The 26,026-nt window shown below is 64.3% G+C and carries 26 protein-coding genes; 12 read left to right on the top strand and 14 right to left on the bottom strand.

From position 1 onward, the window contains the following. Positions 1–191: 191 nt before the first annotated feature. From FYJ44_RS02945 to rplU, 5 genes are all read right to left on the bottom strand, one after another. Positions 192–1,589 (bottom strand): sodium-dependent transporter, encoded by a 1,398-nt coding sequence (locus FYJ44_RS02945; protein ID WP_154509004.1) that lies wholly within the window; start codon positions 1,587–1,589, stop codon positions 192–194. Between the two features lie 30 nt (positions 1,590–1,619). Beyond that, the gene (gene proB, locus FYJ44_RS02940; protein ID WP_154509002.1) at positions 1,620–2,819 is read right to left on the bottom strand and encodes a glutamate 5-kinase; all 1,200 of its coding nucleotides are present in this window, start codon (positions 2,817–2,819) and stop codon (positions 1,620–1,622) included. 215 nt (positions 2,820–3,034) lie between these two features. Then, the gene (obgE, locus tag FYJ44_RS02935) at positions 3,035–4,135 is read right to left on the bottom strand and encodes a GTPase ObgE (RefSeq protein ID WP_154509000.1); all 1,101 of its coding nucleotides are present in this window, start codon (positions 4,133–4,135) and stop codon (positions 3,035–3,037) included. Between the two features lie 168 nt (positions 4,136–4,303). After that, positions 4,304–4,573, bottom strand: coding sequence for a 50S ribosomal protein L27 (gene rpmA / locus FYJ44_RS02930; RefSeq protein ID WP_154508998.1), 270 nt, complete (start codon positions 4,571–4,573; stop codon positions 4,304–4,306). 130 nt (positions 4,574–4,703) lie between these two features. Continuing rightward, positions 4,704–5,012 carry a 50S ribosomal protein L21 gene (rplU, locus tag FYJ44_RS02925; RefSeq protein ID WP_154508996.1) on the bottom strand — a complete coding sequence of 103 codons (309 nt, stop codon included), beginning with the start codon at positions 5,010–5,012 and terminating at the stop codon, positions 4,704–4,706. Positions 5,013–5,159: 147 nt separating this feature from the next. On the opposite strand from rplU, the gene FYJ44_RS02920 reads away from it, so the two are divergent. The 8 genes from FYJ44_RS02920 (at position 5,160) to FYJ44_RS02885 (ending at position 11,527) form a co-directional block, all read left to right on the top strand. Then, positions 5,160–6,644, top strand: a complete 1,485-nt coding sequence (locus FYJ44_RS02920) for a class I SAM-dependent RNA methyltransferase (RefSeq protein WP_195840934.1) — start codon at positions 5,160–5,162, stop codon at positions 6,642–6,644. Positions 6,645–6,787: 143 nt separating this feature from the next. Next, complete coding sequence (locus FYJ44_RS02915) at positions 6,788–7,174, top strand: AtpZ/AtpI family protein (protein ID WP_288229771.1); 387 nt, start codon at positions 6,788–6,790, stop codon at positions 7,172–7,174. Next, positions 7,158–7,586: a hypothetical protein gene (locus FYJ44_RS02910; RefSeq protein WP_229772467.1), complete on the top strand. Its 429-nt coding sequence runs from the start codon at positions 7,158–7,160 to the stop codon at positions 7,584–7,586. The genes FYJ44_RS02915 and FYJ44_RS02910 overlap by 17 nt, the downstream gene beginning before the upstream one ends. 118 nt (positions 7,587–7,704) lie before the next feature. Beyond that, positions 7,705–8,409: a F0F1 ATP synthase subunit A gene (gene atpB / locus FYJ44_RS02905; protein WP_154508990.1), complete on the top strand. Its 705-nt coding sequence runs from the start codon at positions 7,705–7,707 to the stop codon at positions 8,407–8,409. A gap of 162 nt (positions 8,410–8,571) precedes the next feature. Then, positions 8,572–8,895: an ATP synthase F0 subunit C gene (atpE, locus tag FYJ44_RS02900; RefSeq protein ID WP_008682519.1), complete on the top strand. Its 324-nt coding sequence runs from the start codon at positions 8,572–8,574 to the stop codon at positions 8,893–8,895. A 553-nt stretch (positions 8,896–9,448) separates the two neighbouring features. Next, a complete protein-coding gene (locus FYJ44_RS02895; protein ID WP_154508988.1) occupies positions 9,449–10,093 on the top strand; it encodes a redox-sensing transcriptional repressor Rex in 645 nt (214 codons plus the stop codon). After that, positions 10,090–10,899 (top strand): adenosylcobinamide-GDP ribazoletransferase, encoded by an 810-nt coding sequence (locus FYJ44_RS02890; protein ID WP_229772466.1) that lies wholly within the window; start codon positions 10,090–10,092, stop codon positions 10,897–10,899. Before FYJ44_RS02895 ends, FYJ44_RS02890 begins: the two co-directional genes overlap by 4 nt. A gap of 49 nt (positions 10,900–10,948) precedes the next feature. After that, positions 10,949–11,527 carry a nitroreductase family protein gene (locus tag FYJ44_RS02885; protein ID WP_154508986.1) on the top strand — a complete coding sequence of 193 codons (579 nt, stop codon included), beginning with the start codon at positions 10,949–10,951 and terminating at the stop codon, positions 11,525–11,527. A 42-nt stretch (positions 11,528–11,569) separates the two neighbouring features. On the opposite strand, the gene FYJ44_RS02880 is transcribed toward FYJ44_RS02885, so the two are convergent. From FYJ44_RS02880 to FYJ44_RS02870, 3 genes are all read right to left on the bottom strand, one after another. Next, positions 11,570–12,811, bottom strand: coding sequence for a glycosyltransferase family 2 protein (locus FYJ44_RS02880; protein WP_154508984.1), 1,242 nt, complete (start codon positions 12,809–12,811; stop codon positions 11,570–11,572). A 20-nt stretch (positions 12,812–12,831) separates the two neighbouring features. After that, entirely contained in the window at positions 12,832–14,376 is a 1,545-nt protein-coding gene (locus FYJ44_RS02875) for a cobyrinic acid a,c-diamide synthase CobB (RefSeq protein WP_154508982.1), read from the bottom strand. A 160-nt stretch (positions 14,377–14,536) separates the two neighbouring features. Then, positions 14,537–15,814 (bottom strand): IMP cyclohydrolase, encoded by a 1,278-nt coding sequence (locus FYJ44_RS02870; RefSeq protein ID WP_154508980.1) that lies wholly within the window; start codon positions 15,812–15,814, stop codon positions 14,537–14,539. Positions 15,815–16,030: 216 nt separating this feature from the next. Between FYJ44_RS02870 and FYJ44_RS02865 the strand changes: the two genes are divergently transcribed. The 3 genes from FYJ44_RS02865 to FYJ44_RS02855 all read left to right on the top strand — a co-directional run bounded on the left by FYJ44_RS02865 (position 16,031) and on the right by FYJ44_RS02855 (position 19,040). Further along, positions 16,031–16,423 carry a hypothetical protein gene (locus tag FYJ44_RS02865; protein WP_154508979.1) on the top strand — a complete coding sequence of 131 codons (393 nt, stop codon included), beginning with the start codon at positions 16,031–16,033 and terminating at the stop codon, positions 16,421–16,423. Positions 16,424–16,818: 395 nt separating this feature from the next. Beyond that, on the top strand, positions 16,819–18,096 hold the full coding sequence (locus FYJ44_RS02860; protein ID WP_154508977.1) for an adenylosuccinate synthase: 1,278 nt from the start codon (positions 16,819–16,821) through the stop codon (positions 18,094–18,096). Positions 18,097–18,116: 20 nt separating this feature from the next. Continuing rightward, the gene (locus FYJ44_RS02855; protein WP_154508975.1) at positions 18,117–19,040 is read left to right on the top strand and encodes a DNA polymerase III delta subunit-related protein; all 924 of its coding nucleotides are present in this window, start codon (positions 18,117–18,119) and stop codon (positions 19,038–19,040) included. Positions 19,041–19,061: 21 nt separating this feature from the next. On the opposite strand, the gene FYJ44_RS02850 is transcribed toward FYJ44_RS02855, so the two are convergent. Both FYJ44_RS02850 and FYJ44_RS02845 read right to left on the bottom strand, forming a co-directional pair. Beyond that, positions 19,062–20,240: an MFS transporter gene (locus tag FYJ44_RS02850; protein ID WP_154508973.1), complete on the bottom strand. Its 1,179-nt coding sequence runs from the start codon at positions 20,238–20,240 to the stop codon at positions 19,062–19,064. A gap of 148 nt (positions 20,241–20,388) precedes the next feature. Continuing rightward, positions 20,389–20,874 (bottom strand): hypothetical protein, encoded by a 486-nt coding sequence (locus FYJ44_RS02845; protein WP_154508971.1) that lies wholly within the window; start codon positions 20,872–20,874, stop codon positions 20,389–20,391. A 312-nt stretch (positions 20,875–21,186) separates the two neighbouring features. Here FYJ44_RS02845 and asnS point away from each other — a divergent pair, with 312 nt between their 5' ends. Next, the gene (gene asnS, locus FYJ44_RS02840; protein ID WP_154508969.1) at positions 21,187–22,551 is read left to right on the top strand and encodes an asparagine--tRNA ligase; all 1,365 of its coding nucleotides are present in this window, start codon (positions 21,187–21,189) and stop codon (positions 22,549–22,551) included. 89 nt (positions 22,552–22,640) lie between these two features. Here asnS and ilvD read toward each other — a convergent pair whose 3' ends face one another. The 4 genes from ilvD to FYJ44_RS02820 form a co-directional block, all read right to left on the bottom strand. Then, positions 22,641–24,323: a dihydroxy-acid dehydratase gene (ilvD, locus tag FYJ44_RS02835; RefSeq protein WP_154508967.1), complete on the bottom strand. Its 1,683-nt coding sequence runs from the start codon at positions 24,321–24,323 to the stop codon at positions 22,641–22,643. Between the two features lie 150 nt (positions 24,324–24,473). Then, entirely contained in the window at positions 24,474–24,896 is a 423-nt protein-coding gene (locus FYJ44_RS02830) for a YybH family protein (protein ID WP_154508965.1), read from the bottom strand. Positions 24,897–24,959: 63 nt separating this feature from the next. Beyond that, a complete protein-coding gene (locus FYJ44_RS02825; RefSeq protein ID WP_154508963.1) occupies positions 24,960–25,373 on the bottom strand; it encodes a pyridoxamine 5'-phosphate oxidase family protein in 414 nt (137 codons plus the stop codon). Beyond that, a complete protein-coding gene (locus tag FYJ44_RS02820; RefSeq protein ID WP_154508961.1) occupies positions 25,366–25,839 on the bottom strand; it encodes a MarR family winged helix-turn-helix transcriptional regulator in 474 nt (157 codons plus the stop codon). Before FYJ44_RS02820 ends, FYJ44_RS02825 begins: the two co-directional genes overlap by 8 nt. Positions 25,840–26,026: the final 187 nt, after the last annotated feature.

The following is a 26,026-nucleotide window of genomic DNA, read 5'->3' as shown; positions in this document are numbered from 1 at the left end:
GTTAAAAAAAAGCCCCGCTGGAACCAACGGGGAACAGATCGGCGCGCGGCCGGGCCGCATCGGCGCGGACTCGGACAGCAGCCCGGGACGGCGCGAGGCATGGGCTTTACACAACTTCATGGCCAAAAATGTTAGGCGCGCGGCGGGCCTTTGTAAAGGAAAAATCCGTAGCGGACAGGACCGGCCCCCCCTCAGAAAACCTTCAGCCCGTGCAGCAGGATGATGACGATCAGCAGGGGCGTCAGCGTGCGGCAGGCCCGGCGCAGCAGCCGCGCCAGTCCCTGCAGGGGCAGATTGCCGCTGTTGGTCAGGGCGGCGACGAATTCCCGTTCCGGCCAGACATAGCCCGCGAACAGGCTGGTCAGCAGGCCGCAGACCGGCAAAAGCAGATTGGAGGTGGCGAAGTCGTAAGCGTCGAAAAAGGAGAGGCCGAAAACCGTCCACGACGACCAGATTCCCGTGGAGAGTGTGGGCGGAACGCCCAGCGCGGCCACGCCCAGGGTCACCAGCAGGGTGGCTCTGGGACGGGGCAGTTTGCAGGTTTCCAGCAGCCAGGCCACGGGAATTTCCAGCAGGCAGAGCATGGCTCCGGTGGCGGCCACGGCCGAGAGCACGAAAAAAAGCGCGGTGAAGAACTGCCCGCCGGGCATGGAGGCGAACACCGCCGGAATGGTCAGAAAAAGCAGGCTGGTGCCCGCCGTGGGTTCAAAGCCGAAGCTGAACACCGCCGGAAACACGGCCACACCCGCCAGCAGGGAGACCAGCAGATCGCAGACCATCACCCGCAGGGCCAGGGCGGGTACGTGGGTGTCGGCCTGGAAATAGCTGCCGTAGGTGATCATGCAGCCAAAGCCGATGGACATTTTGAAAAAGGACAGGCCCATGGCCATCAGCACCACGTCGCCGTCAATGCGCGCGAAGTCGGGCATGAAGAGAAAGCGCAGGCCCGCCTGAGCGTTGGGTAGCGTGAGGCTGCGGATACAGACCGCCACCAGCAGCAGAAACAGCAGGGGGATCAACACCCGCGTGACGCGCTCAATGCCCGCCGAGGCTCCGCGCATGATCACGGCCGCGATGCAGCCCAGCACCAGCCACTGCCAGAGCAGGCTTTCCCACGGGTTTGCCAGCAGATCCCCGAAAATGCGGGCCGCCGCTTGCGGGTCGGTGGTGGCCACGCCGCCGCTCACGGCCTTGGGCACATAGGCGAAGACCCAGCCCGCCACGTCGCTGTAAAAAGCCAGAATAAGGGCGGCGGCCAGCACGGACAGGCCGCCCGTGATCCGCCAGATCCGCGCGGACGCCCCGGACATTCCAGACAGACCGGGTCGGGGCGGAGTCAGCATGACGAAGGTTTTATAGGCGTTGGCGCGGGTGCGCCGCCCCATGATCATCTCCACAATCATCAGGGGCAGGGCCACAACCAAGGTAGAGAGCACGTAAATCAGCAGAAAGGATGCGCCGCCGTGCTGCCCGGTGAGGGCGGGCACCTTCCAGATATTGCCCAGGCCCACGGCCGAACCCAGCGTGGCCGCCAGAACCCCGAGCCTGGAAGCGAAAAGATCGCGTTTCCCCTGTGCCGCTGCCGCCATAGCTCCTCCCGAAAAACAGCCGTCACGCGGCTATACCGCCGCGTCCAGCAGCAGATTGTCCCTGTGGATGACTTCGGGATAGTGGGCGTCGCCCAGAATGGCTGCCACTTCGTGACGTTTGAGGCCCATAATTTTTTTGAGGTCCGCCGCACTGTAGTTGGAAAGCCCCACCCCCAGGCTCCGGCCCTCGTGCAGCACGCGCACCAGCGCCCCTTTCTGGAACGCGCCCTCCACCTGGCGCACGCCGCCGGGCAGCAGGCTGCCGCCTTTGCGCAGCAGCGCCTGCGCCGCGCCCGCGTCCACAGTCACCCCGCCCGCCGGTTCCGACTGATAGGCCAGCCAGAATTTGCGGCGCGGTATGGCATGCCCGGCCGGGCGCACCCAGGTTCCGGGAATCGGCGTCGCGCCGGAGTCCGCGCCCGCCGCGAAGGCACGGCTTAGCACGTCGGGCGCGCGGCCGGGCAGAATCAGGGTGGGCACGCCGATCTGGGCGGCGCGCCGCGCGGCCAGCAGTTTGGAATACATGCCGCCTGTACCCACCGACGTTTTGCCGCCGCAAAGCTGGCCGAGATCCAGGGCCGCCACGTCGTCAATGTGCTCCATGACCGGCGCGTCGGGTTCCCGCTGGGGATCGGCGGCCAGCACGCCGGGCGAGGACGTCAGGTTGACGAAGAGATCCGCGCCCGTGAGATTGACCAGCAGGCTGGCCAGGCAGTCGTTGTCGCCGAATTTGAGTTCGCTGACCGACACCGTGTCGTTTTCATTGACAATGGGCAGCACGCGCCACTGCAACAATTCCGCGAAGGTATTACGGGCGTTGAGAAAACGCTGGCGCGAACGCAGGTCGTCGCGGGTCAGCAACACCTGCGCCGTGGGCATGCCATGAACGTGAAAAGCCGTATCCCAGGCCTGCATGAGGCGGCCCTGACCCACGGCCGCCGCCGCCTGCCGGGCCGCCAGGCCCGTGGTTTCCACCTGCCGGCCGCGCGCGGCCAGGGCTGTGCGTCCGGCGGCCACCGCGCCGGAGGAGACCAGCACCAGACGCCGCCCGTCGGGCAGGCCCGTTCCCGGCGCGGCCAGCCGGGCCAGCTGCCCGGCCAGACTGTCCAGCACAGCGGCGTTGAGCCCTTGCGCGTCGGTCAGCACGGCGCTGCCCACCTTGATCACCACCACACGGGCCTGCGCCAGCACCCGCGCCCGCTCCCGCCGCCAGTCCTCCGGCCTTTCCATCGCCGCCTCCACTGCAACCGCACTTGAGCAGATTCCCTTTGAAACGCAATGCTTTTTCAAAGGTTCATTCAGCCGAAAAGCGCGGTTTTCGGCTGAATCCACGCCGCTTCGCGACGCGCCGCACAAGATGCGGCGTCAGAGCATTTCAACTTTGAAATACTCCGGATACAGAGCATACGCATTTTGAAACGCGCGCCGCTTCCGGCCCGTCTTCCTCACTCGCGCGTGTAGATCACCTCAATATCCGGAAATTCCTCGTCCTCTTCCGTCTCTTCCAGTTGGTGGCGCAGCAGCGGCTCATGCCGGGCCAGTTCATCACGCAGCCGCCAGAGCTCGGCAATCAGCGGTTCCAAGCCCTGCGCCTCCCGGGCGGAAATGAAGAAAATCCTCCGCTCGTCGGCCTCGGCACGGGCTTTCAGGGCCTCCAGGCGCTCCGCATCCGCCAGATCAATCTTGTTGATCACCTCAACCTGTCCCCGTTCAGCCAATACCGGATCAAAACGCCGCAATTCCTCATTGACCAGCTCGAATCCGGCCCAGGGGTCCGCGTCGTCCACATCCTCGATGCTCAGCATATGCACCAGAAAGCGGGTGCGCTCCACATGCTTCAGGAAACGGTGCCCCAGCCCCTGCCCGGCGTGCGCTCCTTCAATGAGTCCGGGAATGTCGGCAATGACCATGCGCTTGTCCGGGTCCACTTCATCGATCATCACGCCCAGATTGGGCGTGAGCGTGGTGAAGGGATAGGCCGCGATCTTGGGCCGGGCCGCCGAGATCCGCGAAATGAGCGTGGACTTGCCCGCGTTGGGCAGGCCGATAAGCCCGGCATCGGCCAGGATTTTCAGCTCCAGCCGCAGGGTCAGCTCCTCGCCGGGTTCGCCGGGTTGGGCGAAACGCGGCGCGCGCATGGTGGAGGATTTGAAATGCTCGTTGCCCTTGCCGCCGCGCCCGCCGCGCGCCGCCAGCACAAGGCTGTCCGGTTCGCTGAGGTCGGCCAGCAGGCGTTCGCCTTCCGGCCCCTCGGCAAAAACCAGGGTGCCCACCGGCAGGCCCAGCACCAGGTCCTCGCCCTTTTTGCCGTCGCACTGGCTGCCCTGGCCGGGCTGGCCGTTGCGGGCCTCGTAAAGCCGCTTCAGGCGGAAGTCGTACAGAGAAAGCAGGCGGCTGTCGGCCCGCAGATACACGGAGCCACCGTCGCCGCCGTTGCCGCCGTCCGGGCCGCCGCGCGGCACAAACTTCTCGCGCCGGAAGGACAGGCAGCCGTGGCCGCCCTTGCCCGCCCGGACCTGTATTTTCGCTTCATCCACAAATCGCATAGTGTGCCTCTGATCCACCGGCGCATCGCGGCTCCGGCTTGTATATAAATCGTGGCCGCCGGCCGTTCAACGGCAAGCGGCGTCAGTATGTCCGTAAAAATGCAAAAAGGGAAGGAACCGCGCCCGAGTGCGGCTCCTTCCCCAAACAAATTCCACGCGGCCGCGAAGTTATTGAGCGGCCGCTTCCACATGCACGCGCGTCAACACGCGACGTTTGCGGACATATTTTTCAAAGCGCACCACGCCCTCCACCTTGGCGAAGAGGGTGAAGTCCCTGCCCATGCCCACGTTGTTGCCGGGGTACACAACAGTGCCCAGCTGACGCACGAGGATGTTGCCGGCCAGCACACGCTGACCGCCGAAACGCTTGACGCCGCGGCGCTGACCCGCGCTGTCGCGGCCGTTGCGCGAAGAACCGCCTGCTTTCTTATGAGCCATGATAGCCTCCTGAGCGCTGAGCCATCAAAACGCGCGGCCCGCTCCCCCTCGGATTCCGGCCCGGGACGCGATCACTGATCGCCGCCGGGCGGGGACCGAAAAAAACGGACGCTCGCTCCGAAAAGCCAGCCTAGCTGTTGATGCTTTTGACGCGAATGGTGGTGCAGTCCTGACGGTGCCCGCGCAAGGTCTTGGAATCCTTGCGACGACGGCGCTTGAAGACCATGACTTTGGGGCCGCGCCCCTGTTCCACCACTTCCGCCGTCACGGCGGCGCCGGCAAGATAGGGAGCGCCGACTTTGCAGTCCGCGCCGCCGACCATCAGCACCTTATCCAGAGTAACGTCGCTGCCGGTCTGGGCCGCGAGTTTTTCCACAACAATCTTGGAACCTTCTTCGACGCGGTACTGTTTTCCGCCGGTCTCGATAATCGCGTACATGATCAACCTCCAAAAAGAGAAAGGTATATTTGCCCGATCAGACGAAAAATGTCAAGGCCTCGTCCGCAATCATTTCAGACAAATTCCGCCCGTGCCTGTCCGGACCGGCCTTGGCAAAACCTCCCCGGCGCTGCTATCCTGTCCGGCATGAGCGAAATTCTCACTGTGACCGTGGACAGTCTGGCCCACGACGGGCGCGGCATCGCCCGCGTGACGACGGACGGGAACGACGGGCGCGGCGCGGCGGTCTTTGTGACCGGCGCGCTGCCGGGGCAGATCGTCCGGGCGCGGGTTGTCCGCCGCAAGACCCGCCTGCTGGAAGCCGACCTGCTGGACGTGCTGCGCCCGGCAGCGGATGCCGTGCCGCCGCTCTGCCCGCATCAATCCGTCTGCGGCGGCTGCCCCCTGCAAATCATACCCTACCCGGCGCAGTTGCGCTGGAAGGAAAACCTGGCTCTGGAAGCCCTGAGCCGCATCGGGCGTCTGGACCGTACTCTGCTCAACAGCGTGTGGGAAGCCCCGCGCCCTTCGCCGGACCACACGGCCTTCCGCAATAAAATGGAATTCGCCTTCGGCCCGGGCGCGGACGGCGGCCTGGTTCTGGGCCTGCGCCGCCGCGGCGGCGCGGAGGTCGTGCCCGTGCCGGACTGCGTTCTGCCGCCCGCCGGAGCGCGGGACATTCTGGAGGCGGCCCGGAGCATGGCGGAAACAAGCGGCCTGCCGCCGTATGTCGCGCCCGCTTCCCGACGCAACGCGGGACGGAGCAAGGGCATTGACGCCGCCGGGGCACACGGCTTCTGGCGCTTTCTGATCTTGCGGCACGGGCAGAAAGGCGACGACCCCGCGCCCCGCTGGTGGGTCCTGTGCGTCACCAGTCCCGGCGGCGCGGCGGGCCGGACGGCGGCGCGCGCCCTAGGCGAACGTCTGCTGCAACGCTTCCCGGACCTGGCCGCCTTCATCCATGAAGAGCGGCAAAGCCCCGACCCCTTGGCGGCCGGGGAGCGCCGTGTGCTCTGCCTGAACGAACGGGGGCGGGAAGAGGCTGAAGCCGCTCTGCTGCATCTGCCCTTGGGCAGCCGCCTGTTCGGCCTGGACGCGGCGTCCTTCTTTCAGGTCAATACCGGGGCCGCGCAAAGTCTGGCCCGTCTGGCTACGGAAATGCTGAACGCCGGAGGCGTGGAAAAAGGTTCATCCCTGCTGGATCTGTACTGCGGCGTGGGCGCGCCGGGCCAGTTGCCGGCCCCCGCCTTCGAACGCCTGATGGGCCTGGAATACGACAGGCGCGCCGTGGCGCTGGCCCGGCGCAATGCGGAACAGGCCGGTCTGACGCACTGCCGTTATGAAGCGGGTGACGCGGCGGTTCTGCTGGAGCGTCTGCGGCGCGACCGGTCCGCCGCCTGGGATACGGTGCTGGCCGATCCTCCGCGCGCCGGACTGGCGCCCAGAGTTCTGGACAGCCTGCTCAAGCTGCGCCCCCGGCGCATCCTCTATATATCCTGCAACCCGGCCACGCTGGCGCGGGACGCCCAGGCGCTCCAGACGCATTATGAGCCGGCGCGTCTGACGGGCGTGGATCTTTTTCCGCATACTCCGCACCTGGAATGCCTCAGTCTCTGGCGGCTTCGGGGCTGAACGCGCGGCGGAAATATGCGCAGATGCCGAATGTTTCGGCGCAAAGCCGTTGACGCGCCGCCGAGGCTGTGATAATTTACACAGCGTTAGGGGTTTTACAGCGTGCGGAATGTACGCGCCGCTGACATTCGCGGAGGCGGCCCGTGTCATTCAAAGACATTCTCAAACAACAGCAGAGCGGCATGGAAGCCCTGGCCACCACCGGGGTCATCGGTCTGCATCTGGTCAGCGGGCCGCTGGTGGGTTTCGCCATCGGGTACGGCCTGGATTACTGGCTGGGCACAGGCCCCTGGTGCAAATTGTGCTTTCTGTTGCTGGGCATTGCCGCCGGTTTTTTGAACGTCTACCGCGACACGCAGCATCTTTTGAAAAAAATTGCGGCCGAAGACGCCCGCCGCAAGGGGCTTGTCCCGCCGCCCGATACGCCGCCCACGGATGAGGCTTCCACGGCGCGGCGGACGGCGGAAACGCAACAAAGCGGAGAGACGGATGGCCGTGCAGGCGCTGAGAACCATGACGCACAGCCTTGACGCCTGGCTCTGGCGGCGGGGCATCAGCCACCCGGTTATCCGGCCGCTGGTGCGGAACGAACTGCTGCTGACGGCCCTGTTTCTGCTGGGCGGCGGCATCGCCTTCGCCGCGACGCCCTGGTTTTTCTGGTTCGGCGTGGGGCTGGGCATCATGGCCCTGACGTTCTGGAGTCTGGCGCGCTTTTTTCTGCGCGCGGGTCTGGGCGAGTACAGCACGGCTTTTCTACGCGTTGTGCTGTTGCGCTGGGGCGGCAGACTGCTACTTCTGGCCGGGTTGCTCTACCTGGCGCTGGTAGTCTGGAAAGCGCCGGTGACGGCCATCCTGGGCGGCCTGACCGCCGGGGCGGTCACAGCCCTGCTCACCTTTGCCGTGGTTTCGCGCGAAGGCCGGGACGCATCCGGCCGGGGTTGAGCGCCGCCCTTGGCGGCACGTCAAACGGGGCGATATTATTGGGGAAAAGGCTGCGGGCATTCGCGCCGCGCGGTCTTGGAAAACACGGTTCAGCTTGTTTCACACAGGAGGCTGGCTCATGGCAGGTGGTTTGCCGCATCCGGTATTGCTCTCCACATTTATGGGCATGGACGAGATCACCCTGGGCGGGCAGGTGATCGAATTCAAACACGTCTTTTATTCCTGGGTCTGTATGGCCATCCTTTTCACGGTGGCCTTCATCATGCGCCGGCGGCTGACCCTTGTGCCGGGAGGACTGCAGAATTTCTTCGAGGCGCTGATTGATACCATTGAGCGTTTCGTCTGTTCGACCATGGGCGAAGTGGGACGCAAGTACGTCCCCCTCCTGGCCGGTATGTTCATCTATATTTTCGGCATGAACCTCATGGGCCTGATCCCCGGTTTCGACGCGCCCACAGCCAATCTGAACACCACGGTCTGCATGGCGCTCTTCGTCCTGGTCTACTACAACGCCGTGGGCCTGATGCGCTGGAAAAGCCATTACATTCATCAGTTCACCGGGCCGTCCAAGTTTCTCATTCCGCTGATGTTCCCGCTGGAAGTGGTTTCGCATCTCTCCCGGCCGGTTTCTCTCTCCCTCCGTCTTTTCGGCAACATCCGGGGCGAGGAAATCGTCATGGTTCTCTTCTTCGTCATGGCCCCCCTGCTGGGCACCCTGCCCATCTATGCCCTCTTCCTTCTGGGCAAGACCATGCAGGCCTTCGTCTTCTTCATGCTGACCATGTTCTACATCAAGGGCGCTCTGGAAGGCCCTGAACACTAGAAACACGCATTACCGCTCTCCCGCGGCCCGGAAAAGGGGCCGCGGGTGGAGCGCCGCAGCAGCCGCCCGAGCACGCGGCCCGGAAAACGGCATAAAACTGCTCGCATCTTGGGGGAATGGTCGCACGCGACCCAACAATAAACCAGTGGAAGGAGTGCTCTCATGCGTAAATTTCTGATGATCGCCCTGAACACCGTGGCGCTGCTGGGCTTGGCCAGCATGGCTTTTGCCGCCAATCAGCTTGACTCTGCCGCTCTGGGCTATACCTGCCTGGCCGCCGCTCTGGGCATCGGCATCGCCGCTTTCGGCTGCGGCATCGGCATGGGCCTGGGCCTCAAGGGCGCCTGCGAAGGCGTCGCCCGTAACCCTGACGTCAGCGGCAAGATCACCGGCACCATGATTCTGGCCTTCGCCTTCATCGAATCTCTGGCCATTTACGCCCTGGTCATCAGCTTCATCCTGCTCTACGCCAATCCTTACGCGTAGTCCGCATTCGACCGCAGCAAAAGGGAGGCTTCGGCCTCCCTTTTTTATTGCCGTGGAACATTTTTATTTTATATAGCCAGCCAGCATATCCGGGCTTATATGCCCGCCTCCGCTCCAGCCAAGACATGTACTCCAAAAAATTACTCCTCGTATTATATCAAATAAATGGCTGACAGACAGACATTAGAAAAGAAACCACGCCCGCAGCTCTGCGCCCAAAGTTGTTTGCCTTTGAAAAAATCTGCCTTTTCAAAGAATTTTTCACTGAAATTAATAAATTTTAGCTAATCAATCATTATTTCGGCAAATTGCACACTACCACGAAGCACAGAGCCGTTTAATATTGAAACGCCCTAGCCACCCGTCTCGATTTTCACCTTATTAAGAAAATTAGCGTCTTGCCATAATGGCTAAACAAGCACAGGATGCGCGCCTCCGCCGGGCCTGCGGGAAAGCCCGCTTGCACTGCGGTCTGTTTTCAAGTATTCTGAGTAATACTTTATTTCACAAGTCAACATTAACGAATCCATTTCGAGCAATAAAGGCACCGCCCATGGTCACGCAACCCAAAAGCAAGCATATCCCCCGCGCCACCATCCAGCGCCTTGCCACCTATGTGCAGGTGCTTGAAAATTTCGCCCGCGACGATGTGGAAGTCATTTCGTCCAATCCCCTGGCCGAAGCCTGCGGCGTCAACGGTTCTCAGGTGCGCAAGGATCTGGCCTACTTCGGGGAATTCGGCATCCGTGGCGTGGGCTACCATGTGACATCGCTTATTGCGGCCATCACTTCGGCGCTGGGCGTGGACCGCGAATGGCGCATGGCCCTGATCGGCGTAGGCAACCTGGGCAAGGCCATCCTGAACCACGGCGAATTCCGCGCGCGTGGCTTCAACATCGTGGGCATCTTCGACTGCGACCCATTCAAGATCGGTGAAATCGTGCATGGTCTGGAAGTGCATTGCACCAAGGACCTCAAAAGCATGGTGGTCGAACTCGGCATTGAGATCGGCATCATCACCACCCCGCCGGAACGCGCCCAGCGCGCGGCCCAGCACCTGATGGACGCGGGCCTGACCTCCATTCTCAACTTCGCCCCCGCGCGGATCAAGGTGCCGGAACGCGTGCATGTGGAATATGTGGACTTCTTCCACCATCTGTACGCGCTGGCCTTCAATCATACCCAGGCCCGTTATTGAGCGGATATGCCTCACGACTGAGCAGGGCCGGAGGCCGTTTTCTGGACGCTCTGGCTTTTCTGAGCCGTCTTGCGCCGCCCCGGCCCTGCAACGCGCGGTCCCTGGCCGCCTGCGTGCCGTGGTTCGCGCCCGCGGGCCTGGTTCTGGGCAGCCTGTACACGTTGGCGGCCTGGCTGTTTCTGACTCTTCTTTCCGCATCACCCGCCACGATGCTTTTTTCCGGGGCAGTCTGGCCTGCCGCCGCGCTGGCGGCCTGGCTCTGGCTGGCTCTGGAACTGTGGAGCACGCGCGGCCTGCACTGGGACGGGCTGGCCGATCTGGGCGACGCCTGTGGCAGCGGCGCGACCGGCGCGCGGTTCTGGGAGATTCTGCGTGACAGCCGCCTGGGGGCCTTCGGCGCATTGAGCCTGCTGCTGATTTTCAGTGGCCAATGGCTGGCGCTGACTTGGCATCTGGCAGCCGGACACTGGCTGCCGCTCGTCCTGGCCCCGGCCTGGGGCCGGGCCTGCGCGGTCTGGCTGGCCGCGTCCGCGCCGCCCCATGACCCGGATTCTCTGGGCGGCCTGGCCTGCGCCGGGGCCGGTCCGGCCGTGCGCCGGATTTACCGGCTGGCGGCCTTTCTGCTGACCTGTCTTTTAATGGCGCTGGGCCTCAGTCTCTGGCAGGGACTGGTCCTGCTTGGAGCGCAATACTGGCTCACGCGCCGCCTGGCCGCCACGGCGCGACGCCAGGGCGGACTTTCCGGCGACTTTCTGGGCGCGGCCATCGAACTGGGGCAGTTGTGCTTTCTGCTGGCAACGCTGTAGAATAAGGTCAGGCGGCGCATCGTGCCGCCAAAACCAAGGAGTACAGCATATGAACTTCAAAGAACTGGTGGAGGCGGCCCGCACCTGCCGCCGTTTTGAAGAGGACAAGCCCCTGAGCATGGCCGATCTGGACTGGCTGGCGGATTGCGCGCGCATGGCCCCTTCGGCTCGCAATGCCCAGGAACTGCGTTTCATTCTGGTGGGGCCGGGCGAAACCTGCCAAAAACTGTTCAGCCTGACCCGCTGGGCCGGCGCGCTCAAAGACTGGGGCGGCCCGCATCCCGGCGAGCGGCCCACGGCCTTCATCGCCGTGCTCATGCCCGAAAGCGGCAAGGAACTGCTCTGCTACGATACGGGCATCGCCTGCCAGACCATCCAGTTGGCGGCCACCAGCCGGGGCTGGGGCTGCTGCATCATCCAGGCCTTTGATCACAAAGCCGCGCCGGAGTTGCTGGGCGTGCCCGAGGGCATGAAAATCGCCCTTGTGCTCGGCCTTGGCGTGGCCAAGGAAAAACGCGTGCTGGCTCCCATGCCCGCCGACGGTTCCTTCGGCTACTGGCGCGACGCGGAAGGCGTACACCATGTGCCCAAGCGGCCGCTGGACGAATTGGTGCTCAAACGTTTCTGAGCCCTGGCCTAAGCGCGTCACCGGGCTATTCCGGCGGCGCGCTTAGGCATCAGCGTCCGTCTTGCCGTAACGCTCCAGCCAGTGGCCGAGCAGTCCTGCCAGATACGTGTCTCCGTCGGCATAGGCCTTGCGCCGCGCCCTCTGGACCAGAACACGCCGTGACGGCTCATCCTTCCGCGCAGCCTGCATATATTCCTCTATGCCGCGCGCGAATTGCGCCATCTGCTCGTGCAGGCCTGCCTTGCGCAGCAAGCGCAGCAGGCGGTTCCTCACGTCCGGCTGAGAAAAAAAATGCATGGCGCGCACACCGGCCGCCAAAGCTTCGCGCCGCTTCCCTTCAGCCTCCAGTTGATCCATAAGCAACAGCCAGCCCCCGCGCCAGAGCGGTTCACGCTCCAGTTGCGCGGCGCAGGCCGCCGCATCAAAATCCGTCCCGCTGAAGGCCGCGCCCAGCTCACGCTCTTGTGCTTCGGGCAGAGCCAGCCAGCACGAAAGCGTGGGACCGATGCGCATTTCATAGCCGTCCAGACGGGCCAGGCAATGCATATCCGCCTGAATATTCTGCACCCGGCGCTGATAAAAAAGTCTGCTGTTTTGCAGATCGTACTCAAAACGGCCCGGCGTCTGGCTGGTGTGGTGGTACAGCACGCTTTCCCCGGCGACAGTCAGACTGTAACCACGATCGGTCAGCGCATAGCAGAGATCCAGATCCTCAAAGCCGTTTTGGTAGCCCTCGAAAAATCCCCCGCACTCCGCAAAAACCTCTCGCCGGATCACCAGCGCCGCGCCGGTAATGGCCTGCAAAGGACGCTTCTTGCGCAAGACAGGGTGGTTGCCGGGAAAGTGCTCGTAAAGATGGCTGACTTTACAGAAAGGTGAAAACGTGACGCCGCAGTGCTGAGCCGTACCGTCGGGATAGAGCAGCAACGGTCCGGCCGCGCCCAGTCGCGCATCCTCGAAAGCCGCGCGTAGCGGCGGCAGCCAGCCGGGCGTGCAGGTGGTGTCGTTGTTCAGAAAAAAGAGCAGATCGCCGTCGGCGGCGCGCGCGCCCAGATTGCAGGCTTTGGCGAACCCCAGATTTTCCGGCAGGCGCAACGCCCGGAAATCCGCGCCCCAGAGACGTTGCCCCAAGGGTTCAAGCTCACGGGTCGTGGCGTCCGTGGAACCGTTGTCCACCACCAGCACTTCCAGATCCTCGCCGATGGAACACTCCGCCAGAGAGCGCAGACAGGCCGCCGTCATCTCCCAGAGATTCCAGGCCGGAATAATTACGGAAACGCGCATGACCGCCTCGCTTTAGCCGCTCAGGCCATACTGTCCCGCTCCCGGTGGAACTTCCGGGCGACGGCCACAAAATTGGGCGCCCAGCACGGCACGGCGGGCGCGAAAATATGGGTATACGCGGCCCAGACCCGGCCCCGCGTCAAGCCGTCACGGGCCGCGCCGTCTATATGGCCCATGCCCTTGCCCCGCGTGAGTTCCAGAGCACAGAGGGGCGCGTCCTTTTCCCACCGGCAATGCGAATAGTGAAATTCATGCCCGCGCAGAACCAGGCCTGACGGAAAAAAGGGATTCTCGCTCCGCACCGTGCCCTGCACATAGCCCAGGCCTTGCGGTCTGGCGCAGAACCGGGCCGTCACCGGAAAAACATTGCTCATGGGCCAGAGCCTGCCTTCACGCTCAATGCCTTGGGCCAGCAGCATGAAACCGCCGCATTCCGCATAGATGGGCAGTCCTCTTTCGGCCAGGCGGGCCAGAAGAGGCAGACGCGGCGAACGGCTCAGCTCCGGCGCGCAGTCTTCGGGAAAACCGCCGCCCAGATAGAGGCCGTCCAGATTCCGCCAGGGGTCAAGGGGGTTGGGGGCGTCCCCGTTCGCGCCGTCCAGCAGGGAAAGGCGGACCAGTTCCGCGCCCGCGTGAGACAAAGCCTCGAGATTTTCCTGGTAATAGAACCAGAGCGCCGCGTCGCGCACATAACCGATGCGCGGGGCCGGAAGCTCCACCGGAGCACGATCGTGGTCCACGGGTCCGGAGAGGACTTCCACCCCGCTTCCGGCACTGTCCTCCACGTCCCCGGTCTGGTCCGCGTCCGCCAGAAGCGGCGCTGCCCGGGCCGCCGCCAACACCTCTGCGAGGTCCAGGTGCTCACGCGCCAGAGCGGCCAGTTCGTCCAGTCGGCGCTGCGCGTCTTCGGCCAGAGCGTCGCCGTGGCAGGCTATGCCCATATGCCGTTCGGGCAGGGGATTCTTCGCCAGGCGCGGCAGCGCGCCCAGCACGGGCAGGTCCGTATAGGTTTCGAGGGCGTGGCGCAGCACGCTTTCATGCCGGGCCGACCCCACCTGATTGAGCACCACGCCGCAAAACCGGAGGCCCGCTTCGAAATTGAGCATGCCCTGAACCAGCGCAGCCGCCGTGCGGGTCATCTTGGTGCAGTCCAGACTGAGCAGAATGGGGCACGCCAGAACGCGGGCCAGCTCCGCCGTGGAGCAGGAACCCTCCACGTCCAGACCGTCGAACAGGCCCCGGTTGCCCTCCACCAGCCCCAGCGCATCCCGCCCGCCGCCTGCCAGCGGGGCCATGGCGCGGACAAAAAGCGCGCGTAGCCGCGCGGGCGGCAGAAAAAAGGGATCCAGATTGGTGGCCGGCCGCCCGGCGGCCAGAGCCAGCCAGGCCGCGTCGATATAATCCGGCCCCTTTTTAAAGGGCTTGACCGCCACCCCGGCGGCGGACGCGGCCCGCGCCAGCCCCAGGGTGAGCAGCGTCTTGCCGCCCCCGCCGGACAGCGCGGACACGCAGAGCCGGGGCAGAGAGATGGAAAACTCCGGCGCGGTGGAGGAAAGAGCGCCCATAAGCCTCCGGAAGGGGGCCGTCTCCCAAAAGACGGACTTTGTTCCCTGGCAAGACAGAAGCCCATTGCAGGCCAGGGATGGTACTCTTACGGTACAGACCTGGACCGTAATGGGCTTCGAACGCAGTCCAGGGAGCAAAAAGCGCTGTTGGAGAGCCCCCTTAATGTTTGAAGGAGCGCTGGCCCGTAAAGACCATCGCCACCTGCGGCTGCGCCTCATTACAGGCCATGATCACCTCGGCGTCGCGCAGCGAACCGCCGGGCTGGGCAATGGCCGACACGCCCTGGGCCACGGCGGCGTCCACGCCGTCGCGGAAGGGGAAAAAGCCGTCGGAAACCAGGCGCGAACCCGACAGTCCGCCGCGCGCCTCGGCCGTGCGCGCCTCAATGTCGGCCAGCTTGCCGGCCAGAGCCGGATCTGCGGCAGCCTTCTGCTTCAGCTCGTAAAGCGAAAGCCCCAACTCGCGGAAAGCCAGGGTGTCAGCATACTTGGTATAGGCCTTGTGCACGGCCAGCTCCACGCACCCCACGCGGTCCTGCTCGCCGGTGCCGATGGCCAGGGTGGCTCCGTCGCGGGCAAAGATCACGGAATTGGAGGTCACGCCCGCTTCCACGGCCCAGGCGAAGCGCAGATCGGCCAGTTCGGCCTTGTCCGGCGCGCGCGCCGACACCTCAAGGCCGTCCTTGGTGGAGGCCGTGGCGGGCAGAAAGTCCGCGTCCGTAAGAATGCGGTTCACAAAAGATTTCTGTACGATGATGCCGCCGTCGGCCAGACTCTTGATGTCCAGAAAGGCCGAACGCGTCAGTTCTTCCAGACGTCCCAGACCGGGCAGTTCCATGATGCGCAGATTCTTGCGGCGTTTGAGGACCTCCACCACACCGTCTTCAAAGGCGGGCGCGGCCACCACTTCGAAATAATTGGCCGCCACCATTTCGGCGGCCTCGCGGGTAAAGGGCCGGTTGACCACCACCGCGCCGCCGAAGGCCGCGATGCGGTCGCACCAGAACGCCCGCTCCAGGGCCACGGCCACGCCCTCGTCGGTCCAGGCCGCGCCGCAGGGATTATTGTGCTTGAGAATCGCGGCGGCCGGGCGTTCGGCAAGGTATTGCAGAATATTGGCCGCGTTGTCCACGTCCGTGAGGTTGGTCTTGCCGGGATGCTTGCCGGCCTGGATCATCTGGGCCTCGGTGAGGGCGGAGACGATGCCGTTGCCCGGCCCGCGCCAGCTCAGGCCGCCGCAGCTCAGGGAGCCTTCCTTCAGAGCGTAAAGCGCGGCGGGCTGATCGGGATTTTCGCCGTAGCGCAGGCCTTTTTCTTCCTGATCCAGGGTCCAGACGCGCTTCTCATAGACGAGTTTCTCCTCGCCCAGAATAATGGTCATGGTTTCGGGAAAAGCGTCCTTGCGGACGGTGCTGTACATGGCCTTGAGATCCGACATGCTGCCTCCGATGTTGTGGCCGGTCGTGGAAGGAGCCTGCATAGCACAAAACGCCCGCCGGGGCCAGACCCGCCCGGCCCCGCCCGCCGCTCCCGCGTTGACGAAGCCGACGCAACAACATACAAACAGCCCGACGGGAAACTGGCTGTGGATCCCGCGAGAGCGGACGGCCATGGCGTCGATCCGGCACTCTCACCACGCTGCCCTGGAGGTCACATGGAAAAACTGCTCGCCCGGCTGGCACAACAACTGGACGCCATCGACGAAGCCTCGCTCATGTCGCTGTGGAGCAAATACGCCACGGCGGCCAGCCGCTTCGAACCCACCAAACGCTGGGAGGAAGCGGCCCTGATCTTTTCGCTGATTCAGGCCAAACGCTGGAAGAACCAGTTGTTCAACTACTACTGGTCGCGGCAGAGCCGTCCTGACGCGCAGGACCCGGCCGGAGCGACGGAAGGCCTGGCGCCGGATTTCGAACTGGAGCTCGCGGACGTTCCGGCCGCCAACCAGAGCGACCGGCACGAAGAAAACGCGCGGCGCTGCCGGGTTTTGGCCTTCCGCCCCGCCGTGGCCGACGGCGATGCCGATGCAACAAAGCAGGACGACTAGGGCAATTTCACGTTGAAATCGCTCCAGCGGCTTTTCCCCTCTCTTGTCCGCCTTTCCCGGAAACGGCGTCCCTGCGCCGCCGGTATTTGACTTGCCTTGCCATCCGGGATAGGTATCATTACGGCTTTGCGTGCCGTGCCGCCCTTGGGCGGCGCTTTCGCGGGCGGTCCGGCTGTTTCAAGGCGGATGCGCCCTTCCCGCGCGTGAGCCCGCATCTTACTGAACTACGGATTATTTATACGTTATCGATCCGGGCCCGTGAGTGGAACAAAACGGTTTTCCGCTCACTGACGCCGCCAATGGCGGCGCATCGGCCTTGGGGCCGATGCTTACTGATTTGTCCGAAAATCAGTACAACCAGACCGCCGCGAGCGGACTTCCAGGCAGGTGAAACCATGGCGAATACGGTCATCATCGGCGCGCAGTGGGGCGACGAGGGCAAGGGCAAGATTGTGGACATGCTCAGCGCCCAAAGCCAGGTCATTGTCCGCTTTCAGGGCGGCAATAACGCCGGACACACCATCAAGGTCAAGGGCGAGGAAACCATCCTGCACCTCATCCCTTCCGGCATTCTGCACGACGGCAAAACCTGCCTGATCGGCAACGGCGTGGTGCTGGACCCGGCGGTCTTTCTCAGCGAGGCGGATCACCTGGCGGCCCGCGGCATTGACGTGTCCCCCGCGCGTTTGGGCATCAGCAAGAAAACCCATCTGATCATGCCCTACCACAAAAGCCTGGACAAAGCCCGCGAAGTCAAGCGCGCCGGGCACAAGATCGGCACCACGGGCCGGGGCATCGGCCCCTGCTATGAAGACAAGGCCGCCCGCGTGGGCCTGCGCGCCGGGGATCTCGCCGATCCCGGTCTGGTGCGCGAAAAGGTGCGCCACGCCCTGCTGGAAAAGAACGTCCTGCTGCGCGATCTCTACAAATTCGACCCCCTGGACGAGGCGGCGGTCTGCGACGAACTGCTGGGCCTGGCGCCGCGCCTGCTGCCCTATCTTACGGACGTGGACGCCCGCATCCACGAGGCCATGCTGGCGGATCAGGACGTGCTCTTCGAGGGCGCGCAAGGCATCCACCTGGACATCGACCACGGCACCTATCCCTTTGTGACCTCCTCCAATACCGTGGCGGGCAACGCGGCGGCGGGCAGCGGCGTGGCGCCCACGGCCCTGAACCGCATTGTGGGCATCGTCAAGGCCTACACCACACGCGTGGGTTCCGGCCCCTTCCCCACCGAACTGCTGGACGACACGGGCAGTTATCTGCGCACCAAGGGCCATGAGTTCGGGGCCACCACGGGCCGTCCCCGCCGCTGCGGCTGGCTGGACGCCGTAGTGCTGCGCGAAACCGTGCGCCTCAACGGCCTCACGGACATTGCCCTGACCAAGCTGGACGTGCTCCAGAACCTTCCGGCGCTGCAAATCTGCGTGGCCTACGAATACGAAGGCCACCGGCTGGAATATCTGCCGCAGGAGGAAGGCGCGCTGGGCAAGGTGACGCCCGTTTACGAAGAACTGCCCGGCTTTGAGGACGACATTTCCGAATGCGCCTCTTTCGAGGAACTGCCGGACACGGTGCGGGGCTACATCCGCCGCATTGAGGAACTCACCGGTGTGAAGGTCTCCATGATTTCGGTGGGCGCGGACCGCCGCCAGACCATCGTGCGCTGAACCCGCGCCAGGCGGCAGCCATGAACGCAACCCTGCTTCCCGCCGTGGCCGATCCGGCCTTCGACCGGCTCAAGGCCGTGCTGAACCGGTTGGGCGGCGCGCCGCCTCAGGTGCTGCTGCTGGAAGGCGGCAGCGAGGAACAGCGCCTGGATCTGGCCCGTTACTGGGCCGCGCGCTGCAACTGCCCCCAGGCCGCAAGCCGGGAAGACGGCGCGCCCTGTCTGGCCTGCCCGGTCTGCCTCCAGATCGCCTCGGGCGAGTATCTGGATCTGGCCGCCTATGACGGGCGCATCAGCAACCGCGAGGATGAGGAAAATCCCGGTCTGGTGCGCTCCTTCAACATGCAGCGGGTGCGTGAGCTGAAAAGCCGACTGCGCGACGCGCCGCACGGCCAGGGCCGCCGGGTGGTGCTGCTCATGGGCTTGAACCTGAACCGCGACGAAGCGGCCAACGCCCTGCTCAAAGCCCTGGAAGAACCCTCGCCCACCACGGTTTTCGTACTTCTGGCTCCGCAACGGGAACAGCTTCTGCCCACTCTGGTGTCGCGCTCGTTCTGCCTGACCCTGCCCTGGCCGGACAGCCGGGCGCGCGACGCGGCCCTGGCCCCTTGGGAAGAGCTGCTGGCCGCCTTTCTGCGCGACGGACAGGGTTTTCTGGACAAGGTTTCCGCACGGGGAGCCATGGACCCAGCCCTGGCGGGACGCCTGCTGCTGGCCTGCCAGAAATCCCTGAGCCGCGTGCTGGCCGACGAGGCCGAAAGCCCGCTGGACATCAGCCTGGCCGCTCTGGACGCGCGCGGCCGGGCCGTGTGCTGCCGCTGGCTGGCCGAAGCGCAGGACATGCTCCAGTACGGCGTCACGCCCGCCCGTGTGCTGGAGGCCCTGACCGCGCGGCTTTTCGTGCTGCGTCAGGACGTTGCGGGCAAGCCGTCGCAGAGTCATTGACGCATTTCATGCCCGAACCGCTCACGCCCCGCGCGTCAGTCTGAGCCAGCCCAGCAAAGCCGCCCCGGCCGTCAGGCAGGAAATGGCGCCCGCCGCCGTTACCGCTCCGTCCCAGAACGGCAGGGAGCAGAGCAGCATGGAAAAGCTGCCGCAAAGCAAAGCCCCGCTGTTGATGAGCGAGGTCACCGCGCCGTTGTCCCCCCGCACGCAATTCATCAGCAGAACCGTGGAAGGCGGCCGGATGGCGCTGCCGCAGAAGCTTATGGGCACATACAGCAAGGCGAAACGCCACGGTCCGCTGTCGCCGAAGAGCAACAGCAGGCCTCCGGCCAGACAGACCAGCAGCAGATGGGCGGCAATGACCGCGTCCCGCCGCCAGTGCCGGAAAAGCCGCATGTGCAGCAGGGGGCCCAGCAGGCTCATGCCCGCGTTGAAGGCGAAAAACCAGCTGTACTCCTGCGCGGACAGGCCGAACCGGCTCTGAAAGACATAGGACGAAACCGCCAGATAGGCCATGAAAGGCATGCTCATGGCGGAAAAGAGCAGGAGCGGCGCGCCGAAACCCGGCGTGCGCAAGACCACGAAAATCCGCCCCAGGGCGCGGAAGACCGAACCCTGTGTGGCAACGGCGCGAGTTTCCCGCAGGGCCAGGCCGCCGGCCAGGGCCAGCAGGCCGCACGCGGCCAGACACCAGAAAATGCCCCGCCAGTCGGTGAACAGCAACAGGCCGCCGCCCGCCACCGGAGCCAGCATGGGAGCCAGGATGGTCACGGTCTGAATCCAGGTGACGACCTTTTCCATGGCCTTGCCGCGCAGAATGTCCTTGACCACGGCCAGAGACATGGCGCTGACCGCGCCGCTGCCCACGGCCTGAAGGCCGCGCCAGAACAGCAACGGGCCGATGGAAGCGGCCAGGGCGATGCAGACGCTGGACAGGACGTAAAGCGCGCTGCCGGTCAGCAGGACGGGCCTGCGGCCGTATTTGTCGCTGAGCGGACCCCAGACCAGCATGGACAGGGCGAAGAGCAGCATAAAACTGCTCACCGTAAGGCCGGCCAGACTGTAGGAAGTGTCCAGGGCCTCGGCCATATGCGGCAGGGCTGGCAGATACATGTCCGTGGAAAGCGGGGCGAAGGCGCTTAAAAAGGCCAGATAGGCGATCAATCGGCGGTTGCCCCAGGCGAAGACGCGCCTGGACATACGGGGGACTCCTCTCGCGCGTCGCCTCGCGCCGCAACGGGTCCAAGGCATGCCGCGCAAAACAGACAAAAAAGCCCCCCGCCACAAGGGGAGCTTTTTTGTCATGCAGGTTTTCCGGAAAAATTGTCGGCAGCGCCCGCGCGGGGCGCTATTTCCATAAGTTGCCGTATTTGGCCGCTATGCCGTCGGTGCGCTCCACCAGCCTGTCCACCAGGGCGTCCAGATCGTCGTAATTGACCGTGCCCACTTCCCTGGCCAGCAGGTAGCCGAGATAGCCCTTGCCCTGACTGAACACCCAGCACACGCCGTACACCGAGCCCACGCCAGGACGGCCCGGAAATTCCGGGGCGGTGCTCACCAGCAGCCGCAGCTTGGGCATATCCTTTTCTTCGTCGTCATTGAGCGTGAACAGATTGCTCTGATTGAAGCGTTCCTTGAGCCTGGTGCCCAGGCGCGCGCCAATGCTGTCCGTGCCCTCAAGCTGCACGCTGACCACGGAAACGCGGTCCGCGCCCTTTTCCGGCTTGTCCTGTACGGGTTTGCCCGCCTGCGGCGCGGCGGCGGTGGCGGCCATGGAATTGCCCGCCAGAGCCAGAACGCAGACAACAGCCAGAATGCGGAAAATGTTTTTCATGTATTTTTCCCTCGGAGAAACAAAACTATGGTCAGCCCGCCGTGCCGGAAAACCCGGAGCAAAACGTGCGGAGCGCGTCTGTCTGTGAAGAGTCTACACAATCTTTAGAAAAAGGCCAAGGGGTGGAAAGGGGGGCTTCCCCAGGAAGACGTATCCGCAGAACGCGCAGAGGACGCACAGAACCGCAGCCCGGCGGCATATCCCCGTAAAATCTGCGCCGGGCGCGCCCTCCTCACTCTTGAGCCGCGCGCGCGGAAAGGCTACACTGCGCCAATTCTTCCCGAGCGAAATCCATCCGCAAGGAGCAATCCCATGCAGCGCACACTCATCATTGACGCCCTCAACGCCGAAAAGGCGCGGAACGACATCACCCTCTGCGGCTGGGTGCGCACCCGCCGCGACGCCAAGGGCTTTTCCTTTGTGGAGATCAACGACGGCTCCTGCCTCGCCAACATGCAGTGCATTGTGGACGAGGGCACCGAGGCCCACGCGGCTCTGGGCGAAGCCAATACCGGCGCGGCCCTGGCCGTAAGCGGCGAACTGGTGGCCTCGCCGGGCAAGGGCCAGAAATGGGAAGTGCGGGCCAAAGGCGTCACGGTCTTCGGCCTGGCCGATCCGGAAAGCTTTCCCTTGCAGAAAAAACGCCATACCGACGAATTCCTGCGCGGCATCGCCCATTTGCGCGCGCGCACCAACAAATACGGGGCGGCCTTCCGCATCCGTTCCGAGGCCGGGCGCGCGGTGCATGACTTTTTCCACGGGCGGCGTTTCGCCTGGGTGCACACGCCCGTGCTCACCGGTTCGGACTGCGAGGGCGCGGGCGAGATGTTCCGCGTCACCACCCTTGCGCCGGGCGAAAAAAACACGGACGGCGACTTTTTCAACCGTCCCTGCAATCTCACCGTGTCCGGCCAGCTGGAGGCCGAGGCGCTGGCCCTGGGCCTGGGGCGGGTCTACACCTTCGGCCCCACCTTCCGGGCCGAAAACTCCAATACCCCGCGCCATGCCGCCGAATTCTGGATGATCGAGCCGGAAATGGCCTTCGCGGACCTCACGGACCTCATGGAACTGGGCGAAAGCCTTACCCGCCACGTCATCGAGCACGTGCTGTCCCACTGCGAGGCGGACGTGAAGCTCTTTGACAATTTCGTGGACAAGGGCCTGCTGGAGCGCCTGCACGGCATGCTGCGCCAGCCCTTCGCCCGCGTGCCCTATGCCGAGGCCATCCATATTCTGGAGGACAGCGACAAGGAATTCGCCTTTCCCGTGACCTTCGGCGTGGACCTGCAAACCGAGCACGAGCGCTATCTGGCCGAGGAGCACTTTCAGCGGCCGGTCATCGTCTATGATTATCCCAAGGAAATCAAAGCGTTCTACATGCGTCTCAACGACGACAACGAGACCGTGGCGGCCATGGACATGCTGGTGCCGCGCATCGGCGAACTCATCGGCGGCTCCCAGCGCGAGGAACGCCTGGACCGCCTGGAGGCCCGCATCCGCGAACTGGGGCAGAAGCCCGAGGACTACTGGTGGTATCTGGATTTGCGGCGCTTCGGCAGCGTGCCGCACGCGGGCTTCGGCCTGGGCTTCGAGCGCCTGCTGATGCTGCTCACGGGCATCACCAACATCCGCGACGTGATTCCCTTCCCGCGCACGCCGGGCAATCTGGAGTTTTAGGCGCAGCCCTCAATCACAACCGCCCGCCTTGTGGATGCACACAAGGCGGGCGGGTTTTTTATGTTCCGTGGTATTCCGGCCGGGCCGGATCAGATATCCTTGTAGCGGCCGCCGTTGGCCGCCGAGCTGACCAGATAAGCGTAACGCCGCAGCACCGGGTAAGGGCAGTCCTTCCTGGGCCGGACCAGTTCGGCCCGGCGCTTTTCCAGTTCCGCCTCGTCCACCAGCAGATCCAGCTTGCGTCCCGGAATGTCGATATGGATCATGTCGCCCTCGCGCACCAGGGCGATCACCCCGCCGTCGGCGGCTTCCGGCGAAATATGGCCGATGGCCGCGCCGTTGGTGCCGCCGGAGAAGCGGCCGTCCGTGAGCAGGGCCACGTCCTTGCCCAGGCCCATGCCGGTGATGGCCGCTGTGGGCGAAAGCATTTCGCGCATGCCCGGCCCGCCGCGCGGGCCTTCGTAGCGGATCACCACGCCGTCGCCGGGCTGGATCTTGCCGTCCAGAATGGCGTGCATGGCGTCCTCTTCGGATTCAAAAACCCTGGCGCGCACGTCGCGGCGCATCATTTCCGGGGCCACGGCGGACTGCTTGACCACCGCGCCGCCCGGCGCAAGGCTGCCGCGCAGGATGGCGATGCCGCCCTGTTTGGAATAGGCCTGCCCGATGGGATGGATCACGTCCGGATCCTCAATATGGGCATTGAGCGCCTTGAGGTTTTCGCCCACGGTTTTGCCGGTGACGGTCAGGCAGTCCTTGTGGATCAGGCCCAGCTTGTCCAGTTCGCTCATCACCGCCGGGATGCCCCCGGCATTGTCCAGATCGACCATGAAATGCTTGCCCGCCGGGGAAAGCTTGCAGAGGTTGGGGCTTTTGCGGCTGACCTCATCGAAAACTTCCAGGCCCATATCCAGACCCGCCTCGCCGAACACGGCGGGCAGATGCAGCACCGTATTGGTGGAGCAGCCCAGGGCCATGTCCACGGCCACGGCATTGGCCACGGATTCGGGCGTGACAATGTCCAGGGGGCGGATGTTGTTCTTGAACAGATCCATGACCCGCATGCCCGCGGTCTTGGCCAGGCGCACGCGGGCCGCGCTCACCGCCGGAATGGTGCCGTTGCCGGGCAGGGCCACGCCGATGGTTTCGGCCAGGCAGTTCATGGAATTGGCCGTGAACATGCCCGCGCAGGCTCCGCAGCCGGGACAGGCCCGCTCGGCCATGCGTTCCAGTTCGTCCTCGCTCAGAGTGCCGCTGCGCACCCGACCCACGGCCTCAAAAACCGTAATCAGGTCGCCGCGCGTGTGCGGCCCGAGATTGCCGGGCAGCATGGGCCCGCCGGAAACCAGCACCGAAGGCAGGTTCAGGCGCATCATGGCCATGAGCATGCCGGGCACGCATTTATCGCAGTTGGGGATGAAGACCAGAGCGTCAAAGGCGTGGCCCCGGGCCATGATTTCAATGGAATCCGCGATGAATTCGCGCGACGGCAGGGAAAAACGCATGCCCTCGTGGTTCATGGCGATGCCGTCGCACACGGCGATGGCCGGGAACTCCAGGGGCGTGCCGCCGGCCATGCGCACCCCGGCCTTGACGGCCGAGGCCAGAGAGTCCAAATGCATGTGGCCGGGCACCACCTCGCTGGCGGCGTTGACCACGCCCACCAGGGGGCGCTCCATTTCCTCCCTGGTCAGGCCCAGGGCGTAGAGCAGGGAACGGTGCGGGGCTTTTTCCAGCCCGCTCTTCATCTTTTTGCTGCGTGCATCATCCATGGCGGCAATCCTTTGAGGTAAAGAACTCACGACCCGGCGCAATCACGGCGCAACGGGCAACGGTCCTGTCATACGGCAAAAGTCCGCGCCCGTAAACACGCGCGGCGCGGTGAGGGCAGGGCCACGGGCGCTGCAACCGGGAGTCAAGCCTCAGGCCGTGGCCGCCGGGCCGGAATAATGCACGTGCACAAGCCGCAAGCCCTGACCGGGCCGCCGGACATAAACCTGGCTTTCGCGGCCGCTGGTGCGCCGCTCCGCGCCGCCTTCCCGCAGCGTCGCCGTGAATTCCCAGTCAAATTCCGCCACCGCCGCGTCGCCGTAAACATGGATGACCGGCTCGCCCGTGAGCCGGAGGTCGCGCGTGGAAAACCTTTTGGCCATGGTATTCCGGTAAAAATTCTCCCTGATCTCGTCCCAGCCGCGCTCATGTCCGCGCGGATGGATAAAGGAGGTCTCCGGCGCGACGGCCCAGACCTGTGCCGCCAGTTCCGGCTTGTCCGCGTGGATGATGGAATTGCGGTACATTTCGATTTTCTCGCGCAGTTCCTGCCCGGCATTGTCCTGATGGCTCATGGCGTTCCCTCCGGATTCGCGCGCGGCTCCGGCGCTGATGCCGGGACCGCGCGACGGTTGCTGTTAGAATGTTCCCTTGCGGGGCGGATTGCCGGAAAAGTCGGCGATCACATACTCGCCGTGCTCAAGACAAATGGAAGTGAACACCGGATTGTCCGCGCTGCCGTAAATGCCCTTGATCAGCGGCTGGGTGTCCAGAACGCGCTCCTTCACGGCCCTGTCGTCCGCCAGCGTCATTTTGCCCGTCAGGCGCAGCCAGGTCATGTCCGGCTTTACGGCGCAGATTTCCACGGCCGGATTGGCCTGCATCTGCTTGAAGACATCCTTGTCCCTGGCCGTGCAGAACCAGAGCTTGCCGTCCTGCTCAAACTGGTACTGAAAGGCGCGCACTCTGGGCTGCGCGCCCTCCACGGTAGCGATAAAGCACATGGGCGCTTCAGACAGAATCTGCGTGATTTCCCGCAATTCCTTACTCATGACGTTCTCCTTGCGACGGGGGCGACGTTTCGTCCCGTTTCAGATTTTCCAGCACCTTGCAAAGACCGTTGACGCAGGCCTCTTTTTCCTCCCGGCTCATGCCGTCCCAGGCCGTGCGCAGCATGTCAGCGGAGATCTCCTCCTGCAGGCCGCGTAGGCTTTCGCCCCTGGCGGTAAGCGCGATGCGCTGCACCCGCGCGTCGCGCGGATCAGCTTCCCGGCGGCAATACCCACGTTCCTCCAGCGTGTTGATCAGGCCGGTGACCGTATTCTTGCGCCTGTCGATGGCCGTTGCCAACGCGCCCATACTCAGCGGGCCATGCGTGAACAGGGCGTGCAGCACCGCGCCGTGCGCGGGCAGCAGGTCCGTGACGCCGCGTCCGGCCAGGGCCTTGAGCAGAAAGGCGTTGGCCTGCTCGCGCACGGCGGCGGTCAGGGCAATGATGGCGTCGGTACTGTGTTCCATGCTGCTTTCACTCCAATTTGTTCTGCGCAGAACTAATTTACAGGGCCAAATTAGTTCGCCCACGAACTAGTGTCAAGGTTTTTCTCCGGCGATAAAAAACGTTGTGTTCCGGCCAGTCTTCCGCCGCGAGCGGGCGGCGTTCGCCGCAAAAAGCCCTTTAGGCTTTTCGAGAAAATGTGTAGATTGC

Source organism: Desulfovibrio porci, assembly GCF_009696265.1.
GTDB classification, from domain to species: Bacteria; Desulfobacterota; Desulfovibrionia; order Desulfovibrionales; family Desulfovibrionaceae; genus Desulfovibrio; species Desulfovibrio porci.
The sequence above is the reverse complement of the archived record's forward strand: the minus strand, read 5'-3'. Positions and strand labels throughout refer to the sequence as shown.

Bases quoted from the DNA above. Each gene is read 5' to 3' on its own strand.
- FYJ44_RS02945 (WP_154509004.1), bottom strand. From the start codon at position 1,589: ATGGCGGCAGCGGCACAGGGGAAACGCGATCTTTTCGCTTCCAGGCTC.
- proB (WP_154509002.1), bottom strand. From the start codon at position 2,819: ATGGAAAGGCCGGAGGACTGGCGGCGGGAGCGGGCGCGGGTGCTGGCG.
- obgE (WP_154509000.1), bottom strand. From the start codon at position 4,135: ATGCGATTTGTGGATGAAGCGAAAATACAGGTCCGGGCGGGCAAGGGC.
- rpmA (WP_154508998.1), bottom strand. From the start codon at position 4,573: ATGGCTCATAAGAAAGCAGGCGGTTCTTCGCGCAACGGCCGCGACAGC.
- rplU (WP_154508996.1), bottom strand. From the start codon at position 5,012: ATGTACGCGATTATCGAGACCGGCGGAAAACAGTACCGCGTCGAAGAA.
- FYJ44_RS02920 (WP_195840934.1), top strand. From the start codon at position 5,160: ATGAGCGAAATTCTCACTGTGACCGTGGACAGTCTGGCCCACGACGGG.
- FYJ44_RS02910 (WP_229772467.1), top strand. From the start codon at position 7,158: ATGACGCACAGCCTTGACGCCTGGCTCTGGCGGCGGGGCATCAGCCAC.
- atpB (WP_154508990.1), top strand. From the start codon at position 7,705: ATGGCAGGTGGTTTGCCGCATCCGGTATTGCTCTCCACATTTATGGGC.
- atpE (WP_008682519.1), top strand. From the start codon at position 8,572: ATGCGTAAATTTCTGATGATCGCCCTGAACACCGTGGCGCTGCTGGGC.
- FYJ44_RS02895 (WP_154508988.1), top strand. From the start codon at position 9,449: ATGGTCACGCAACCCAAAAGCAAGCATATCCCCCGCGCCACCATCCAG.
- FYJ44_RS02885 (WP_154508986.1), top strand. From the start codon at position 10,949: ATGAACTTCAAAGAACTGGTGGAGGCGGCCCGCACCTGCCGCCGTTTT.
- FYJ44_RS02880 (WP_154508984.1), bottom strand. From the start codon at position 12,811: ATGCGCGTTTCCGTAATTATTCCGGCCTGGAATCTCTGGGAGATGACG.
- FYJ44_RS02875 (WP_154508982.1), bottom strand. From the start codon at position 14,376: ATGGGCGCTCTTTCCTCCACCGCGCCGGAGTTTTCCATCTCTCTGCCC.
- FYJ44_RS02870 (WP_154508980.1), bottom strand. From the start codon at position 15,814: ATGTCGGATCTCAAGGCCATGTACAGCACCGTCCGCAAGGACGCTTTT.
- FYJ44_RS02865 (WP_154508979.1), top strand. From the start codon at position 16,031: ATGGAAAAACTGCTCGCCCGGCTGGCACAACAACTGGACGCCATCGAC.
- FYJ44_RS02860 (WP_154508977.1), top strand. From the start codon at position 16,819: ATGGCGAATACGGTCATCATCGGCGCGCAGTGGGGCGACGAGGGCAAG.
- FYJ44_RS02855 (WP_154508975.1), top strand. From the start codon at position 18,117: ATGAACGCAACCCTGCTTCCCGCCGTGGCCGATCCGGCCTTCGACCGG.
- FYJ44_RS02850 (WP_154508973.1), bottom strand. From the start codon at position 20,240: ATGTCCAGGCGCGTCTTCGCCTGGGGCAACCGCCGATTGATCGCCTAT.
- FYJ44_RS02845 (WP_154508971.1), bottom strand. From the start codon at position 20,874: ATGAAAAACATTTTCCGCATTCTGGCTGTTGTCTGCGTTCTGGCTCTG.
- asnS (WP_154508969.1), top strand. From the start codon at position 21,187: ATGCAGCGCACACTCATCATTGACGCCCTCAACGCCGAAAAGGCGCGG.
- ilvD (WP_154508967.1), bottom strand. From the start codon at position 24,323: ATGGATGATGCACGCAGCAAAAAGATGAAGAGCGGGCTGGAAAAAGCC.
- FYJ44_RS02830 (WP_154508965.1), bottom strand. From the start codon at position 24,896: ATGAGCCATCAGGACAATGCCGGGCAGGAACTGCGCGAGAAAATCGAA.
- FYJ44_RS02825 (WP_154508963.1), bottom strand. From the start codon at position 25,373: ATGAGTAAGGAATTGCGGGAAATCACGCAGATTCTGTCTGAAGCGCCC.
- FYJ44_RS02820 (WP_154508961.1), bottom strand. From the start codon at position 25,839: ATGGAACACAGTACCGACGCCATCATTGCCCTGACCGCCGCCGTGCGC.